Below are 16382 nucleotides of genomic sequence, written 5' to 3' on the forward strand. Positions count from 1 at the left end.
CCCGCTACTCCTATAGGTTGCAGGTTCAGCTGCTTATCTACTATATGAATCTTGGTATTGGCAACAGGCTTTCCTATACTTACTCCCTGTACATCAGTGAGGTCTATCGAGGTTACATCTATTGCTGCTTCTGTAGGCCCGTACAGGTTATGAATACGTACCCACGGCAACTGTGCTTTAAACGCTTCTACCATCACCGATGGCAATGCCTCTCCGCTACATACCACATGTCTGAGACTCCTGCATTTATCGCTATCCAGCTCCTCCAAAAAGATACCCAGCATCGATGGTACAAAGTGTATAATACTTACCTGCTCTCTGGCAATCAGTTCCTGTATATAACGCGGGTCCTTATGCCCTTCCGGTGCTGCAAACACCAGTCTGCACCCGGCAATCAGCGGCATCAATAGTTCCCAGACAGATACATCGAATGTATAAGGCGTCTTTTGCATAATCACCGCATCCGGGCCTATACCCAGGTCATCGCGCATCCATAGCAAACGGTTATACAAACCTGCATGGTCATTGATCACTCCCTTGGGCTGCCCCGTAGAACCTGACGTATAAATTGCATAGGCATTTGTACCAGGATCCGGGGCATCAAATGTGCCGACAGAAGCTACATCCTCCTTAAAGTCAGCCAGTAATTTTGCATCGATCAACCGAACAAGCTGCGCATCCTGCTTAATATAATTCACCCGCTCTTCAGGATAATCCATGCCTATTGGCACATACCCTGCCCCTGCCTTCAATACCGCCAGTATAGCCAGCAGCATATATTCACTTCTGTCAAGCTGAATGCCCACCAAATCGCCCTTCTTCACGTTCAACCAGGCGGCAAGCCTGTCAGATTCCTCATCCAGCACTGCAATGGTGTACGAGCGATCTTCATAACTAACGAGTATCTTTTCAGGATGAGTGGCCACCTGTTCCTTAAATAAATCAAGTATAGTTTTACCCGCAGGATATGCCTGCTCCGTGTCATTGAATGTTGACAGCAGCTGCAATTCTTCTGCCGACATCATATTGGCCTGCATCGCATCTCCTTCCGGTGCTGCCAGCAGCGATGCAAGCAATAATTCAAAATGGGCCGCCATTCCCTTGATCGTAGCCACCTTGAAAAGGTCTGTATTATACTCCCATCCCAGGGACAATCCATTCCTGTTTTCTTCTGCTATCAGCGACAGATCATACATCGCAAATGGCTTTACCTGCCCCATTTGCCTGAGGGCTACACCCGGTAGCTCCACAGCTGCCTTCTCATTATTCTGTAATACCATCATTACCTGGAAAAGCGCACTGTATCCGGCATTCCTTTCCTGTTGCAACGTACCTACCAACATATCAAAAGGCAATTGCTGATGCGCATAACTATCTATCAATAGCTGCCGGTTTTGTCTGAGCAAGTCTATAAAACTCACGTTGGATGCCACACGCGTTCTCAGCACAATCATATTCATAAACAGGCCCACCAAGGCTGCGACTTCGGGTTGTTCCCGGTTGGCAACGGGTGTGCCGATTACAATATCATTTTCATTACTGTATCTCGCCAGCAACAAGGTGAATACTGTATATAATCCGGCAAACAGTGTAGTCCCTTCCTGCTCACATAACCGCTGCAACTGCTGCAGCAAATTGGTGTCTATACGCGTGTAAAACGTATCCCCCCTGAAGGTCTGCACCGCTGGCCTTGCAAAGTCGAGCGGCAAACTATGCACCGGTGGCAACTCTTTCAATTGCTCAGACCAGAAACTTTTCAGCGCCGTCAGCTGCTCCTCTTTCAGCCATTCCTGTTGCCACACCGCATAGTCTGCATATTGTACCGGCAAGTCTGGCAGCGGATTAGCCGCTCCCTTGCTATATGCCGTATAGAGCGCACAAAATTCTTTTATCAGCAACCCGATAGACCATCCATCGGTAGCTATATGATGCATAGTCACCAGCACTACATGCGCATGCGCATCCTGCTGCACCAACCTTACCCTGATCAGTACATCCTTCCTGAGGTCAAAAGGCTGCTTTGCATCTTCCTGCTGTATCTTCCTGATTTTCTCCTGCTGCACATCGGCCGATAATCCACTTAGATTATCATAGACAATCGCCAGCGGTTGTACATCCTGTATTACCTGGTATACCTGTCCGTTTTCCGCCTGTTCATACACTGTTCTCAACACCTCATGCCGTTCCAGAATGGTATTAAATGCCCGCTGGAAAACAGTCGTATCAAGGTTTCCTTCCAACACCAGCGCATTAGATATGTTATAATGAGCACTACCTTCAATCTGGTCCAGTACCCATAACCGTTGCTGCATATGAGAGAGCACCTCCCTGCTTCGCTCTCCGCTGCGTTTGGTAATTACCGGCCGTTTTACACGGGGCTTTTGGGCATCCAGTATCAACAGCCTTATCGCCTCTTTATGCTGCTTCAGTTTTTCCAGCAACACGGCATCTATTCCCCCTTCGGGTAACTGCACCAACAGCTTACCTTCACTCACTTTCAGCTTTACCTGGTGCTGTATCAGTTCTTCCAATAAGATCGTTACATTCATAATTCCAGATAATTATCATTATTACCTTCTTCTACAAGATTCATAATACGCTGCCTGCTTTCCACCAGTGCTGCCAGGTCTCTGATAGTCAAACATTCTGACAACTCTTTAAATGTCAGTTCCAGCTCAAACTCATCAGACAGCCGCGTCATCAGCCTGGTGGCAAGCAAAGAGTTCCCGCCTACTTCAAAATAATTGTCCAGTACACTCACGGCTGAATATCCAAGCACTTCTTTCCAGTGCAGGGCAATCGCCTGTTCTACAGGTGTAACAGGAGCAACGACAGACTGACCAATGGTGGCCTTCGTAGTAGTGGTTGTGTTCACCTCGTCATTATAAAAGAACTCAATCCGGGCACTTACTTCACTGGTTGCCATCAATGCTTCCAGGTCCTGTATATACTTTGTATGCAATGCATGCAACTGTGTAAGTACCTGTTCAGGCAGTTTTTGCGCAGGTTTCAGTTCTACAGAAGTCTTCAGTCTTTCGCAGGTATATTTATTATTGCCGGCATGGTAAGACTGCCCTGCTTCTATAAAATCTTTATAATGCACCTGCAAAGGCGGCTTCCAGAAGTACTTTTTCGTAAACACATATCCGGGTAATGAAATCTTCCTTCCATCATGCTGCAGGGGCATACTAAAGGGGATGCCCTTTACAAGCAACTGTGCCTTTGCTGCATAAAATTTGTTGACCGGATTATTTCTTGGCAACAAATTAACCGTGCTTACCGCCTGACCTGAAATACTCTTTACGAAAGACGATAATCCATTGCCCGGCCCCACTTCAATAAAAACAGGATTAGACACATAAGCAGTTACCTCATGTACCGCCTCTTTGAATAGCACAGGGTGCATAATCTGGTCAAGCCAGTACTGTGGGTTACAGAACTGTTCAGGCCCGGCTAACCTACCGGTATATGTAGAAAATATTTTCTGCTCAAATGGATGAAAGGTCACGGTAGACAGAACTTTCGCATACTCCGTCAATACCCCCTGCATCATAGGCGTATGATAAGCGTGTGACACCTTCAGCCGTATATATTCTTTCTTATGCGCATCCAATGCCTGCAGCTGTCCTTCTATCACCCCTTCCCTGCCACCAATCACGATATTATCTGCCGCATTTACAGCACATACATGTACGTCATGCAATAACAGTGGCCTGATATCTTCAAGACTACCACGCACCAACACCATCGCACCACCAGGCATAGCACCCATAAGGCGTGCACGATGATATACGAGCGTGAGTGCATCGTGCAGCGATAAGCAGCCGGCAATGCATGCAGCCACATATTCACCCAGACTATGACCTACCAGCGCAACTGGCTGCACGCCGGTTCGCTGCAGTTCCCTGGCCAGGCTATATTCAACAATAAATAGTACTACCTGTGTATTTTCTGTTCTTTCCAGCAACTGGCTGTTATCGCCAAACAATATAGGTTTGAAATCTACCTGGAAGGTTTGCTGCAAAAAGACCAGACAATCATCTACATCTTTTTTGAATGCAGCAATGGCATTATATAACCCAGTGGCCATATTAATAAACTGACTTCCCTGTCCGGGGAAAAGAAATACAGCAGACGATGTACTACTTTCTCCCTCAAAAGCATCAGCACCATTTAGCTGCGCCAGCAATGTTTCCTTATCTGAACAAACTGCTGCAAACCGATAAGGCAGTTGTCTTCTGCCATATACAGTCGTATACGCAATATCTTCCAGCCGCAGCTCCTCATGCTGGCGGATGTAAGCAGCCAGTTCTGCTTTGGCAGATTGCAGATTGGCCGCGCCAGCAGCAGACAGTGTTACTACATGGGGGTGTGCAGTTACTTCCGCTCTTTCTGCCGCAGGCGCCTGCTCTATCACCACATGTACATTTGTACCGCCCACTCCAAGAGAACTGATACCCGCCCTCCGTATATCAAACTGTGCAGGCCATGGCGCCACCTTCCTGCTTACATAAAAAGGAGACGTGCCTAGTTGTAGTCCGGGATTGGGAGCCGTAAAGTTGATGCTGGGTACCAGCATTCCCTTCTCAACGCATAATACCGCTTTGATCAGGGAAGCGATGCCTGCTGCAGCATCCAGGTGACCTATATTACTTTTCACAGAGCCAAGCGCACAGTAACCTACCGTTTCTGTATAAGCACGGAATGCCTCAGTCAATGCAGCTACTTCAATAGGATCACCAATAAAAGTACCTGTGCCATGTGCTTCAATCATGCCGATTGAAGCAGCGTCTATATTGGCAACAGCCAGCGCTTCCAGTACTACATCTCTTTGCAGGTCTACACTGGGTGTGGTATATCCCTGCTTGTTAGCACCATCATTATTCACGGCGGTGCCTTTGATCAGCGCATAAATATGATCTTTATCTCTGATCGCATCAGCCGCTCTTTTCAGTACAACCGTTCCCACACCACAACCATCCACAATACCACTGGCCTGAATATCAAATGGCCTGCAAATGCCATCTTTAGAATAGATGGAAGCAGGCGTATGTATATAACCCACCTTGTCATCTGAGCTATAAGCTACCCCACCTGCCAATGCCATATCGCACTCCCGGTTCAGCAGACTCTGGCAAGCCAGGTGCACTGCCAGTAAAGAGGTGGAGCAGGCTGTCTGTACACTGAAAGCCGGCCCTGTAAGATTTAGTTTATAAGAAATCCAGGTAGCCAGAAAATCTTTATCATTCAGTATCCTGTATAGCAAAGGGTCTACGGCGTCGTTAAGCGCATTCGTCTGCAGCATGTTCAACAGGTAATGATTGGAAGACATGCCACAAAAGTTGCCGACAGAGATGGCATGCCTGGTAGTATCATACCCGGCATCCTCCAATGCATGCCAGCTGGATTGCAGCAGGAGCCTGATTTGTGGGTCCATGTGCAATGCCTCTGTATGAGACATGCCAAAAAAATCTGCATCAAAACAGCGCGCATCATTCAGCTTCGTCGTTGCATGTACAAAACGTTTATGTTGTAACATACCGGCAGCCACACCCGATGCCTGTATTTTTTCATCATCTGCCCTTTCAATACTGTTTACACCATCTGCCAGATTCTGCCAGTACTGCGCTATGTTGTCCGACTTTGGAAAGCGGCCTGCTATCCCGATGATAGCAATATCATTATCTGAAATCTGTTGCATAATCATGAATTAATTTTGTTTAGCCCGCACATTCCTTCTGGCGGCACCTTTTTCCGTTGCCTTTTTTATCGTATCAGGCTCCCTGTGAGATGCCTGCTGTATCAGTCTCGCCTGCTGCTGTATAGTCGGGTTACGGAATAATTCTATCAGTGAAAAGTCTACATTAAAAGCAGCCTTCATTTTCTCGTGCAGCAATACGATGCCTATACTGTTTCCACCTGCTTCAAAAATGCTTACATGTGGTGGAATGTTTTCTTTCTTCAACACCTCGCACCACAGACGATATATTTCCAGCTCTGTGCTGTTAGTGATCGTCACAATAGTCTTTTTCTCTTCCTGCTGTGGCTTCATTTTTTTGAGCTGCTGAATATCAGCTTTCCCATTTTCCATCAGTGGAATCGATGGTACAAAAGTGATCTCCGCAGGTGTCATGTAGTCAGGCAGTGAACGTTTCAGGTGTTCCCGCACAATTGGTTCACTCACCCTTGCCTGTAGCAAAGGTCTGAGCGCCGCATTGTCCGTTGGCCGGTAGGCAGGCTGAACGGCATACAGCATGTAGGTATTCGCTTCCTGTGGGGTACTGGCATCACTCATAATCAGCTCATCCACATTCAATGCATACCCTTTACTATGCAGCAAGGTTTTAATTAGATCGAGGTTGGCGTCTCCATCTACTTCAACGGCCAGCTGGTGTATCAATGGCCAGTGCTCGTCCCTGATGCCTTCCAGTACCAGGCACTCGCTCTTCTCCACATCCAGTTTTAACAGGTCTATAGAAGTAATCCGGAGCTCATCAATCACGGCAGAAACAGTCGTGAGCTGACACGTTACTTCTTTCGATGCATACAGCGAAGACAGGTATTGTCCGATCTCTTCAGACTGCCCGTCTATCTGCTGATAGAATGATTTCATCACTGTTCTGTCTTCGTCAGACAAATGATTGACCTCATTATTGGTATCTGCTTTTTCCTGTTGAATATATTGAGATACTGCCTGCAGGATGGTATCCTTATCCGCAAATCGTCCTGACATACCTGCCATTTCCGGATAATAATGAAAAGTGGCCTGCTCCTGCTTATTGGATACACCATAATTAAGCAATAGCCCCTTTATCTGACGATGCTCAAAATTCTTTTGTAAAGCCGCAAACAGCTGGGGAATAGGTTCAAAGGCAATCACGGCAGCACCCGGTACACGCTGATTCACATCGATACTGAAAGTACCTACATTCGCACCCAGATCAAGCACTAACCCATTTTCCGGTACTGTAATGCCATGCCTGAAATAGATGCCTCTTTCTATCACTTCCTTATAGAGCATGGTCAGCTGCCGGTCTGACTGATGGTACACTACACTGCCATCAGGAAAATGAAAGGCACCGGGACGTTCAGCTTCTTCAACGGCTGTATATTCACCGTATACGTTATCCTGTCGTACCACATATGCGGCTAAATAAGTATTATCGTCTGTTTTGACAGGTACCACCTTACAGTTTTTCACACCTGCCAGTTGGGAGATGCTACCTTCTATTTCATCCGTTTCTATACGGTAGCCATTCACCTTTACCTGGTTATCTTTTCTGCCAATGTATTCAAGTGTATGGTCCGCTTTCAACCGCATCAGGTCGCCTGTTTTGTAATACCGGCCACCGTTTATTTCGACAAAAGACTGTGCGGTCAGGGTCGGGTTGCCGTAATAGCCCTTTGCCACACCAGCTCCTCCTATATAGAGTTCACCCACTACACCCACTGGCACCTGTTGCCCATATTCATTCAGTAGCAACAGATCGGTGTTGTAGACAGGTCCGCCGATAGCAATATCATCGGCATGGATTTTTCTCCAGGCAGACCATACTGTGGTTTCGGTAGGGCCATACATATTATAGAATGCAGCGCTGGTAGCGGTCTGCAAACCACTGATCACTTTTCTGTTCACTGCTTCGCCCCCTATGAGCCATCGCTGCAGGGAAGAAAGGCTGTTGTCATTCTTTTGCTGATACAGGTCATACACCAGTTTACACTGGGAAGGCGTCATCTGCACATGTGTGAGGCTATATTCGCTGATCAGGTCAAGTGCGGTACGCTGCTTGTCAGTATGCAGTAACGATACCAGCCGTTGACCCGCCTCATAAAGGTGCTTCGCCACCACAATATTTGCAAGTCCATCCAGCACAGCACTGCTTTCAATACCGAAGTCTACCAGGCATGCAATTTCATTCACGCCTATTTTTTGCAGCTGATGGAGCATGTGCTGACAACTTTCTGCTGTACCGATCAATGTATTTTCCCTGCTGAATTTCTTATAGGCAATTTCAATCAGTTCCTCTCTCTGTGTATTTATATCCAGGCCAATTTCTTTGGCCAATGGCTCCATCAGTGATAAAGATGATGCCAGATAGTCTTTAAATGGCTGCTCACTTACCGTTGCCGCCAGTTCATCAGTAGTGGCGATATAAGTATGCAGCATCAGCGATACTTTCTTATCTGCCAGTTCATGTCCATGGTCTTTCAGCGCCTGCTGGTAAATGGCAATATTTGCGGCTAGCTTCTCCATAGTCTGTCCCAACATATGGGTAAGAATATGCGCCCCAATTTCTCCTGCATACCTGAATGTTTCCGGGCTACCGGCGGCAGTCACCCAGATAGGTAATTCCTGTTGAATCGGCGTAGGACGAATGCTGATCTGCAATTCCCTGCCTATACCATTTATACGTGTTACGGGTACTCCACGCCAAAGGGCTTTCAGCTCCTGTATCCGTTCCCGCATTTCCCGGTGACGTTCTTTATAATTGGCATTATAAAAAATGAAATCATTCGGATGCCATCCGGATGCAATGCTCAAACCTATCCTGCCATTGCTGACATTATCTATTACAGACCATTCCTCTGCTACACGCACAGGATCATGCAGGGGCAATACCACACTACCTGCCCGTATACCAATATTCTTTGTAATAGATGCAATGCTGGCCCCTAATACACCGGGACTTGCAAATACACCGCCGAATTCGCTAAAATGGCGCTCTGGTGTCCAGATTGCAGTAAAACCATGCTGGTCTGCATACCTCGCCGTATCAAATAGCAGGTCGTATTTTTGCCCGCTGTTTTTGTCTGCGCCAAAGAACATGATACTGAAATCCATCTTACCAGATGGTTCCAACCGTTCAGCAGGCAATATCTTCAGGGGGTCTGACTGTTGCAGTACAATCGTATGCCCCCTCGAAATGGTCCAGATTATTTCCAGTACAGAGATATCAAAGTTGACGCTGGTCTGCGCCAGCCATCGCTGACGTGCTTCACTGCCAAAGGTGCCATCCAGACTCTGTAAAAAGTTCTTTAGATTACCATGTGTCACTTCTATGCCTTTCGGTTTACCAGTGGTGCCGGAGGTAAATATGACATATGCAGCAGTATCATCTGCAATGGTTTCATGAATGGTGCCTGCAGTGAACACCTGCTCATCCAGGCACAATAACTGTGTAGCCGGCAATGATCGCAGGAACAGTGTTTTTAGTGGAGATATGGTAACAATTACTTTGGGCGCAGCCTCAGTAATAATCTGGTTAATCTTTTCAGATGAATAAACAGGGTCCAGCGGTATATAGCCTACGCCCGTCTTCAGACAGGCAAATATGGTCGCTACCAGGTCAGCATTTCTAAGCAGGTATAATCCGGCTTTATCCCCCTGCTTTAATCCGCTCTCTTTTAACAAGCTGGCAATCGCATCCACCCGTTCACCCAGCTGCTGGTAATTGACCTGTTCATCATTACTGATCACAGCAATGTCTGCTGGTCTTTCTTTTACCTGTCGTGCAAAGTGATCTTCGTGTATGATCGTTACACTTTCGCCTTTTAAAGCATGGCCAGTGGTCATGGGCAATTTAAATACGTTCTCTTCCGGATTTTCCAGCATACTGCCCAACAATGTTTCAAACTGTGCTGCCATCCGAACGATCGTATCCGCTTCAAAAAGGTCTGTATTATACTCCCATGATAAATGCAACCCATTTCCCCGCTCCGTTACATTCAGTGTCAGATCGTACTTGGCACTGGAATGATGACTGTTCAGTACAGGCTCCATGGTCATACCCGGCAGTGCAAACTGCCCCTGCTGATTATTATGAAAACTTAATAGTATCTGGAAGAGGGGGTTGTAGCTCAGGTTACGTTGCACTTTCAGCTCATCGGCCAGCAGCTCAAAAGGCATTTGCTGGTGCTGGTAAGCGTCTTCCAGCATTTGCTTACTTTGCCGCAGCAAAGTGCGGAATCCGGGGCGGGCAGACAAATCACTTCTCAATACCAACAGGTTCATAAAGAATCCTATCAATCCTGCGGTTTCCGAATGCTCTCTGTTAGCCACCGGGCATCCTATTACAATATCATACTCGTTGCTATATCTTGCCAGCAGGGTACTGAATGCAGCATGTACTCCCATAAACAAAGAGGCACTCTCTGCCTGGCAAATCTCTGCCAATGCCGTTTGCAGGTTCTTAGGAATAACGGATGTATAAAGGCTGCCTTTAAACCGCTGAGACAATGGTCTTGGTTTATCCAGCGGCAGGTTGTGTAGTACAGGTAATCCTTCCAGCTGCTGTTTCCAGTAGTTACGCAGTGTTTCCAGTGTGGCACCTTTGAGCGATTGCCGCTGCCAGTGTGCGTAATCAGGATACTGAATGGTTAATGGTGCCAGCGGATTCGTTGCTCCTTTTGTATAACTGCCATACAATACACTGATCTCTTTTACAAAAATCCCTATGGACCATCCATCCGATGCGATATGATGCATATTCGCAATAAGGATATGCTCCTCCTCGTTTATCTTCAATAGCCGCACATGCAGCAGCAGGTCTTTAGTCAGGTCAAACACCCGTTTTGCCTCCTCCTGGATGATACTGCCTATCTGTTCTTCAGTAATATGCTCTACGGGTACATTATAACCAGTTACCTCCTGTATGGTCTGCACCGGCTCACCGCCAGCATCTGCCTGAAAGCTGCTACGCAGGCTCTCGTGTCTTTGCAGGATAGTTAGAAAGGTACGATCCAGTGCACGGTAATCTAATACCCCTTTTAGTCTGAATGCCGAAGTCTGGTTATAATGACTGCTACCTTCATTAATTCTGTCCAGTAGCCACAGGCTTTGTTGAGAAAACGAAAGCGGCAGCGGACGGTGCCTGTCTACCTGTTGCATAACAGGTGCAGTGGCCGTTTGCTGACTGATCAGCGCTATGATCGCTCCTTTATTTTCTCTGAGGAACTGCTTGTCGTCCTCACTTAATACATCGAGGCGTCCTCTTATCTGCAACTTATCTTCCGCTACTTCAAACAGTAGTCCGGCCTGGATTAACAAGGTTAACTTTTGCTTAATAGTCAAATCTCCCATAATTCGGAATTTATTTCTTGTTCCTGCCGGATATTGGTAATACCGGCTTTAAATATTGTTTCCTGCGTAACCGCTGCGGCCAGTTCGTTAATGTTTCTGGTATTGAACACAGTTTGCATACGCAGTTTGATATCAAATGTTTTATTGATCTCGTTCAGCATTCGAACAATATGCAGGGAATGCCCGCCCAGTTCAAAAAAATTATCCATCACCCCAATCTGCTCTCGCCCCAATAGATTTTCCCATATCTGCTGTAACTTTTCTTCCATCTCGTTGCGGGGGGCCACGTAATCATTTGTAACGGCGGGTGTGGTTACAAGTTTGAGCAGCCGGGCTTTATCCGTTTTACCATTAGGTGTTCTGGGTATGCTTTCCAGCACCAGGTAACTGGCAGGTATCATATATGCCGGCAGTCGTGCAGTCAGGCTTTCATGTATGTAGCTGATCACGATATCCTTTCCTGTTATATAGGCTACAAGCTGTTGCTCCTTCACTAATACGACAGCCTGTTCTACCCTGGCAAGCGATTCCAGCGCCAGCTCTATCTCACCCGGCTCAATGCGGTAACCACGTATCTTCACTTGCTGATCTTTCCTGCCTGCATAACCTATATTTCCATCTGGCATTATAAATCCCAGGTCACCGGTTTTGTAAAGCAGGGTACCTTCTTCAAATGGGTTAGTCACAAACTTTTCGCTGGTCAGGTCTGGTCTGTTCAGGTATCCGGCAGATAAGCCTTTTCCGGCAATGCATATTTCTCCTAAACATCCGGGTGCCTGTAGCGATAATGCAGATGAAACGATGTAGAACCGGGTGCCGTCAATGGGCCGGCCGATGGGTAATGCCTGTGTATGTTTACCTTCAATTCTGTAGCAACTGCTATATACCGTGTCTTCTGTGGGTCCATAGAGGTTTCTTAAAATGAGGGGGAATGAGCAGAGGGTATTGCTCAGGGAAACGGGCACAGGTTCGCCTGCCATGTTAATGGCCAATACATTGTCGAATGGTACATCATTTTCCAGCAAACTGCTTACCACCGAAGGCACTGTATTGATCAGTATATTTTTATCTGTAGTGATGTATGTTGGTATAGACAGGCCATTGGTAATGATGCGAAGCGGCTTTCCTATTACCAGGGGATAGAACATTTCAAATACCGATAGATCAAAACAATGAGAAGTAGCTGCATACATGATATCAAAGGGGGTATCTGAAAATTCTTTTTTACACCATTGCAGAAATGCGATGACATTACCATGAGTGATTACTACACCTTTGGGATTGCCGGTAGAGCCAGAGGTGTAAATAACATATGCAGGTTGGTCTGATTTGATTTTTACAGCGGGCAATGGTGTGACAGTTGCTATGGCTTCTTCAAGTGGTGATTGCGTGATAGCTGCCATTGCCTGTTCAAGTGGTAATTGCGTGATAGTTGCCATTGCCTGTTCAGGTGGTAATTGCGTGATAGTTGCCATTGCCTGTTCAAGCGGTAATTGCGTGATAGTTGCCATTGCCTGTTCAAACTCATTAATCATCTCAGTGGTAATAGTCACGCGGCATTGGCTGTCGTTTTCTATGTATCGCAGTCGTTCTGCAGGGTATTGAATATCCAGAGGTACATAGGCACTGCCGGTTTTTAGTACTGCCAGTATTGCCATGGGCAGCCAGGTTGTTCTTTCCAGTTTTACACCGATAAGGTCGCCGGGTTGAACATTGTAATGAATGATCAGATATTTCGCCAGTTGGTCTGAAAGGAGGTCCAGCTGTCTATAAGTGATAATGGAATCGTTATAGATGAGGGCAGTGGCATCGCTATGAGTTTTGCAGGATTGGGTGAGCCAGTCAGTGAGGGTGTGGTCTGAGGGTGGTTCTGCTATAGCTGGGTTTAGAGTATCTCCTCCTGATGGTCCTGCTATAGCTTGGTTTAGGTTTAGGATACCTCCTGCCGATGGAATCTCTATAGCTGGGTTTGTGCCGGAAACAAAATCTATCCGGGCCACCGTATGCAAAGGATGAGAGATACCATTTTCAATAAAAGCTTCTAAATGAGCAATCAGATTTTCAACAAGTGGTGCATCAAAAATATCAGTATTATAAGATACCACCAGTTGCAAACCATCATTAGTTTCCGCAAAAGAAAAACTGAGATCAAACTGACTGGTAGTTTGCAGAGGTATGGAATAAGGTGTAACAGTTGTATGTAAGAAGCTATTCTTTTCTTCAAATATATCCTGCTGGTTATGCAGTACAACCAATATATCAAAAAGTGCAGATCTGGATGTATCTCTTTTTAAAGGCAGTTCGCTCACTAATACATCGAACGGGTAATCCTGATGAGCGTATGCATCCAGTAATACCTGTTTTTGCAATTGTATCAGTTCATCCAACGTAGTGGTTTCTTCAAAACGTGTACGGATGGGCAGAGTATTAAGATACAGCCCTATCTGCTCTTCCAGCACCCGCAAAGGTCTTCCTGCCACAGGTGTACCAAGAATGATGTCTGTCTGCCCCGTATAGCGGTACAATATACCATTGAGACCAGCCATCAGTGTCATAAACAAAGTAGCCTCCTGCTCCCGGGCCTTGTGCTGAATAGCCGTTGTCAGTGCAGGTGAGAATTGATGAGAGATGCGGGCTCCATGATATGTTTTAGTAGCAGGGCGTTGTTTGGCAACTGGCAGGTCAATGACAGGTAATTCTCCTGACAGCTGTTCGTGCCAATATTGGCGGGAGCCGGTTGCCGTTGCACTGGCAGGTGATTTTACTGTAGTTGCTTCGCGGGCAGTGGTTGCTCTCGCAGTAGCGGCTCCGGCAGTAGCTTCACTGACAATTGATTGTATGGTAGTTGCTTCGCTGGCAGCGGTTCCTTCCGCATTAGCCGCTCCGACAGTGGCTTCACTGACAGTTGATTGTATGGTAGTTGCTTCGCTGGCAGTGGTTGCTCTCACAGTAGCGGCTCTGCCAATAGTCTCTCTTGCAGCAGCTTCTGCGAAAGCATAATCCTTGTATTGAATGACCAATGGCTCCTGCTTAACCGGTAAATTCTGTATGAGTTGATTGTAATATCCTACCACTTCTCTGGCCATCACTTCCATCGACCAGCCATCACCAACTATATGATGTAAACTCAAAACCAGCAGCCGACTATCAAGCCCAGTCTGAATAATAGTTGTTTTGAATAATGGACCTGTCTCCAGATCAAAAGAATGATTAATGACAGTTTTAACATCGTCATCCGTACATATAACCCTACAATCTAACACCCCTTCGGGTAGTATATACTGGTGCAGTTCACCTGCGTCATCCTGTTTAAATATAGTACGCAGGCTTTCATGTCTTGCACACAACAACGCTATGGAACGTTGCAATATATCAATATCAAAAGGGCCTGTTACCTGTTGTACTGTTGTAATATTATAAGCCACATTGCCGCCGTCGAACTGGCACAAGGTCCAGATGCGGCGCTGTGCAGCTGATAATGGATAATATGCCAGCTCTGGTGCCGGTGCTATTGAATACCCGCCTGTTAATTGTATAGCCGATAAAATAACAGCCGCCTGCTCTTCAATAGAAGGATAAGTAAATATCTCCTTCAACCCTATCTTCACGCCAAATTGCTTATTGATACGGCTCACTAACCGCGTCGCCTTCAGACTATGACCACCCAGATCAAAGAAATTATCACGGATACCTACCTGCTCTTTATGCAGGATTTCCTCCCAGATATGAGCCAGCTGTTGTTCCGTATTCGTACGTGGCCCTACATATTGCTGGTGGCTGCCTCCAGTGGGCAACGGCAGTTCCTTCCTGTCTACCTTCCCACTTACCGTAAGCGGGAAAGCTGATAAATGCACATAGTAATCAGGCAACATATACCCCGGTAAACGGCTGCTTAAATAACTGCGTAATTCAGTTACTTCTTCTCCTGTATAATAAGCCACCAATACCTTTTCGCCATTTACCTCCCGGGCGGCTGCCACTACCTGCGATACAGCACTATGCGTGGACAACGCCTGCTCGACCTCGCCCAGTTCTATCCGGTTACCACGAATCTTTACCTGGTGATCCCGACGGCCAAGGTATTGGATACGGCCGTCTGGTAAATATCTGGCAATGTCTCCTGTTCGGTAAACACGACCTCCTGCTATAAACCGATCTGTTGTAAATGGACCTATTTCAAGCCGATTTGTTATAAGCCGATCTGTTGTAGCTGGATCTGTTATAACTGGACCCGTTGTAAATGGATCTATTGTAAGCCGATTTGTTATAAGCCGATCTGCTGTAGCTGGATCTGTTATAAGCCGGTCTGTTATAACTGGACCCGTTGTAAATGGATCTGCTATAAACCGATCCGCCGTTAATTCATCCAGATGCAGATAGCCCTTCGCTACCTGTACGCCTGATATCAATAGCTCCCCTGCCACTAAAGGCGGCTGAAGCTGATTATATTCATTCACGATGTAGATACCCGTATTGCTAACCGGGTAACCAATCGTTACTTCTTCTTCTTCAGTAACATCTATCGCCGTTACATCAATAGCCGCTTCTGTAGGTCCATACAGATTATGGATACGCACATGTGGCAACTGCTTACGACAGGCAGCCACCATCCATCCTGGCAACTCCTCCCCGCTACATACAATATGTTGTAATGAGGTACAGCCTTCTACTTCTGATAAAAATGCGCCCAGCATAGAGGGCACAAAGTGTACGATATTCACCCCTTCTGATTCAATCACTGCCTGCAACGACAATGGTTCTTTATGCTGATCAGGGGGTAACATCACCAGCCGGCTTCCTGTCATAAACGGTAATACCAGCTCCCATACCGATACATCAAATGTATAAGGTGTCTTTTGAAGGAACACCCCGGATGATCCTACCTGCAGGTAATCTTTCATCCACAGCAAACGGTTGTATAAACCAGCATGACTATTCAATACACCTTTCGGCGTACCAGTAGAACCCGAAGTATAAATACAATATGCCAGATCATCTCCTGACGGACGGGGCAAAGAATCTGTATAGACAGTAGAATCTGAGAAAGCAGTCGGGCCAGACAAAACACTTGCATCTGAGAAAAACGCCGCCACTTCCGCCTCATCAATCAATACTTTCATCCCAGCATCCTTACGGATATAAGCAATACGATCCTCCGGATAATCAATACCCAACGGTACATAAGCACATCCCGCCTTCAGTACAGATAATACCGCAAGCGGCATTCGTTCACTTCGCTCCAGCAAAATACCTACCAGGTCATTGGCTACCAGATTGTATTTTCTTTTTAGATAAACCGCAA

General features: G+C 46.5%; 4 protein-coding genes. All 4 read right to left on the minus strand.

Going from position 1 to position 16382, the window contains the following annotated elements; genetic code table 11:
* Window positions 1-2549 (minus strand): condensation domain-containing protein (locus ABDW16_RS30180; RefSeq protein WP_343675056.1); only part of this gene is annotated, 2549 nt, incomplete at its 3' end.
* Window positions 2546-5701, minus strand: a complete 3156-nt coding sequence (locus ABDW16_RS30185; protein ID WP_343675058.1) for a beta-ketoacyl synthase N-terminal-like domain-containing protein — start codon at window positions 5699-5701, stop codon at window positions 2546-2548. The genes ABDW16_RS30185 and ABDW16_RS30180, both read right to left, overlap by 4 nt.
* Before the next feature lie 9 nt (window positions 5702-5710).
* A complete protein-coding gene (locus tag ABDW16_RS30190; protein ID WP_343675060.1) occupies window positions 5711-11080 on the minus strand; it encodes a MupA/Atu3671 family FMN-dependent luciferase-like monooxygenase in 5370 nt (1789 codons plus the stop codon).
* On the minus strand, window positions 11068-16382 hold a 5315-nt coding region (locus ABDW16_RS30195; protein ID WP_343675062.1), incomplete at its 5' end, for an amino acid adenylation domain-containing protein. The genes ABDW16_RS30190 and ABDW16_RS30195, both read right to left, overlap by 13 nt.

Source organism: Chitinophaga sp., assembly GCF_039596135.1.
GTDB lineage: Bacteria > Bacteroidota > Bacteroidia > Chitinophagales > Chitinophagaceae > Chitinophaga.